Raw genomic sequence first — 3,583 nt, 5'->3', positions numbered from 1 at the left:
TTATTCTTTGTAGAACCATTCTTCTGGGGTCTCATTTTTAAGATAAATGTCTTTAATGATGTTGTACAAGGGGCCGTGAATAGATCTAATCTTTTTAATGAAAAAATTAAAGATTCTATCAGGCCCTGCATCTTTCCAGCAAGGTAGCCATTTTAATATGTCGTCGAATTCTTCAAGTGTAGGGAAGTACACTGCTTCGAGATCACCGGCTGAATACTCTAAAAGGTACTCTGCGAACAGCTTTGTATCCGCTTTAGAGTCATCAGGCTCCCACATCTTTGACTATGTGGTTATGATATCCTCCGCAGGGATTTTATGCTTCGGTTTCGCTTCTTCAGAGAGATCCCTATAGAATCGTCCTCGGAAGAGCTCGAACTTTGTGTTCTCCATTCTGAACTTCTTCCTATTATCCCACTTAATGATCTTATCGGCATAGATAGTCGATCTGTCGGATAAGTGCGAGATTATCTTAGTGAGATCGTTTGTTTTAGCAAGTATGAGCCCATATGAAGCCATTAGTCTCCTTGCTTCCTTCAGATTTTCACTATTCAAGGTAGTGCTGTCCTCCTTATACCTGCATAAGAGGGCTTTTTTCGCGTCAAGCTCCGTTATCTTTTTATGGATGTTTGCGAGCCATTCACTTTTGGGCCTGTCTTTTGCTGTTAGGGTCTGGTAGGACAGCTGAACAGATTGAAGGATCCTTACGACGTCTGTCATATTCTTACAGGGGTGGGTTTTTATAAAGTCCCCTACTACTTCGTCCAGCATGTCTAGTAATTTTGAATCAACCTTGAGCAAGCAGATTTTCTTGGTGGGGTTCACATCAGTGACCCCCCCTTGCTTATTCTTCTCCATGTTTGTAGAAATTCTTCAGCTACTCTGCCTCGTAAGGCTGTATCCTTGAGCGAGGCAACTTTAAAGATATCATCAAGCATTTTTAACCGCTTGATTCCGTCCTCTTTTGTAAAGCCTCTAACTCCAATTGGACTTCCTGCTGGTGTAACAAGAATTGCTCTTACACGTTTTTTGAATAAAGTTTCGGAAAGCTTTGTGCGAAACTTATCACAATAGAAGGAGGTTGCTCTCAGCCATCCACCACTTGGCATTTGATTCCATCTGCTCAAGATTGCAATGAAGGCTTCCCTTGGCCAGTCTCTTTGAAAGGCATGAACTTCCTCGAGTATCGCTTCTAAAGAAGCAAGAGCGTTGGGGATTTTGGGCTCTTCGGCCTTACCATCCCCGTCTTCACATCCCTGTGTTATATCCTAACATATAACATCATTCTATTTTATTTCTTATTGGTTATTTTATTTATCATATATCATCTTTGATTCCTGAAAAGTGACAAAGCATTTTTATTAGTGTATTTATAAGTAAAGGAGATTGATCGCATCAGTTAATCAAATTTAAAACTATAAAAGAAAAACAATTCAGACAATTATGCGAATAAATAAATTACCAAATACAAATATAATAGAGTTCTATTTAAAAAACAATACCATTCCACCTAAGGATGACACATATATAGAGAGAGAAAAGTTGCCAGAGAAAATAAAAGATGTTTTATTTGTGATAGATTTGGGCATTACGCTAGAGAATTGGCGTAATATTTAAGGAAGCGCCCAGTGGAGAGGTAATACTCGATCACACTTTTGGTATAGGGCTCAATGCTTCCTAAAGGCTTACCAGTACCTTGAACACGTTTATTTTTATTAAACATTTTATTGTTGTTGGTCATTAGTGAGTTCTGTATTTTTGGCGTTTCCGACCTATTTAATCTTTTATTTGTTTGTTTGTGTTTATTTGACGTGATGTGAATTAATCATTGTAAACAAATAAACAATTTAACAAACTAATTGCATGTGGAATAGAATATTACCACACATGGACTGCTCTTAGCGGCTTATACAGACCCACCTAGGCCAAGTAATTCATAAATTGACTTTAAATAGGCCAAGTAATTCTCATCTTGACTTAAACAGCAGTGACGTACCCGTTTGTAGTAGGTTAAAAAAGAAATTTAATCCGGAACCATGCTATTCTGGGTCATCTAAACACCCAGTTTCACATGATTTTGGATGGACAGTCTTCTAATTAATGCATACAGCTTTTTTGCATCCCCTAATAAAACCTCCAATAAGGAAAATTTCAGTTCAGACTAAAACTTTTGCATTAACTAGTATGCAAGTCTAGCATTGAAGACTCAAACTAATACTGAAATATCTTTCAACATTAGCATAGAGAATTTGAACCATTAAGACTCTAAATCAGTGTAAATCATATTTAGTCGTTGTGATATTGCACCACAAATTCCACTCTGTACCACGTGGAGGTATTTCGTTTTTAAGAGCAACTTAGACCAAGCAATTTATTTATAGTTAACATCAAGTATCACGACAATCTTAAAAAAAAAGTATTAGTTTCACTGTCTAATCTACAAAGACAAGACAAAGATTCATCCCTTACGTCTTGACATGGGACTGGATGGTAACGAGCTACTAGAACAAGCACATCAAGGAGCTTGGAGTACAATCAACCTTGAAAGCATACATCCGATCGGTTGTGCTGAAGAAGACCTTGGAGAGGATATCTTTGGACTAAAGAAGTGGACTCGACCAAGACGAAGCTGGAACGAGAAAATGGAGAGAGCAATGGGAAACTAGTGAACCCATTATAGAAGAGGAAAGGAAAATTAATTCCCTCCAACATAAAGACAAGGGAACCTGAGATTCATGAAGACATCACCGAACATCAATCAGGTAAGGTAAAATCACTTCTTGACTCTCCTATCACACCTAGCTAGAGTGCATACAAAGGTTACAAATTAACCCAATATATCGTTTATTTTTTAAAGTTTCACCCCTTTGTTTTCCCCTAGATTTGAATTTACTTTGTATATCTCCTTTTGTTTGGTCATTATACACCCATACTAATATTCTTTAGTTCGTTACCTTTATTGATTATAATTTCTTACTTCCACTTTATTTACGAGAAAAATTGAAAAGGTTTTCTCACTATTGTCTTTTTATCATCCCGAACTAAAGACCTGAGTTTCTATTGTGATTTCTCGTAAACCGAATTTTTTATTTTCACTAGTTGTTTTTATAACAATTCTATAAAAACATTTTTTTTCTCAATTTGTTAGTCTTGAAACTGAATGCATGAACTTTTATTCTTCTTTACTTTAAATTCGAATTAAAGATTAAAAGAAAAGCTTTCAGCAACAACTCTTTGGCTACAACATTCTCCTTAACACCAACAATCCTTCTATGTGTTTATTATGTAAGTAATTTTTTGAAAATTTTATTCATCATTCATTACTCACATCTGAAATAACAGCTCTTGAGAACTCATTTTAAAAATATGAGTGTCGTAGACGAAACAACTCTTCTACGATTCTGAAACCTTCATCTGTTATTTGGCATCACTTTTGTGACTTGTGTCGCAATTATCTATAAATATCCGTGTTTTCACCATTCCTTGTTATCCTTTCACACAGCAACAATAAACTACTTCTTTACATTACGACAATAATAAAATAGCTTTCTTTTTACGTTAAAATTTTAATTTTCCAAAGTAAACT

Annotated in this window: 3 protein-coding genes; all 3 read right to left on the bottom strand. The window is 35.8% G+C overall.

Annotated features, from left to right (window positions below; translation table 11 throughout):
• From ACRC28_RS16220 to ACRC28_RS16210, 3 genes are read right to left on the bottom strand one after another with little or no spacing between them, the layout of a single operon-like run.
• Positions 1–276, bottom strand: a complete 276-nt coding sequence (locus ACRC28_RS16220) for a hypothetical protein (RefSeq protein WP_438544487.1) — start codon at positions 274–276, stop codon at positions 1–3.
• A gap of 6 nt (positions 277–282) precedes the next feature.
• On the bottom strand, positions 283–855 hold the full coding sequence (locus ACRC28_RS16215; protein WP_438544486.1) for a hypothetical protein: 573 nt from the start codon (positions 853–855) through the stop codon (positions 283–285).
• Complete coding sequence (locus ACRC28_RS16210; RefSeq protein ID WP_438544485.1) at positions 819–1,106, bottom strand: hypothetical protein; 288 nt, start codon at positions 1,104–1,106, stop codon at positions 819–821. Before ACRC28_RS16210 ends, ACRC28_RS16215 begins: the two co-directional genes overlap by 37 nt.
• Positions 1,107–3,583: the final 2,477 nt, after the last annotated feature.

It is taken from the genome of Clostridium sp. (assembly GCF_051650885.1).
Classification (GTDB): Bacteria; Bacillota; Clostridia; order Clostridiales; family Clostridiaceae; genus Clostridium.
Note: the sequence above shows the minus strand (reverse complement) of the source record. Positions and strands in the feature narration are given on the sequence as shown.

Bases quoted from the DNA above. Each gene is read 5' to 3' on its own strand.
- ACRC28_RS16210 (WP_438544485.1), bottom strand. From the start codon at position 1,106: ATGCCAAGTGGTGGATGGCTGAGAGCAACCTCCTTCTATTGTGATAAG.
- ACRC28_RS16220 (WP_438544487.1), bottom strand. From the start codon at position 276: ATGTGGGAGCCTGATGACTCTAAAGCGGATACAAAGCTGTTCGCAGAG.
- ACRC28_RS16215 (WP_438544486.1), bottom strand. From the start codon at position 855: ATGGAGAAGAATAAGCAAGGGGGGGTCACTGATGTGAACCCCACCAAG.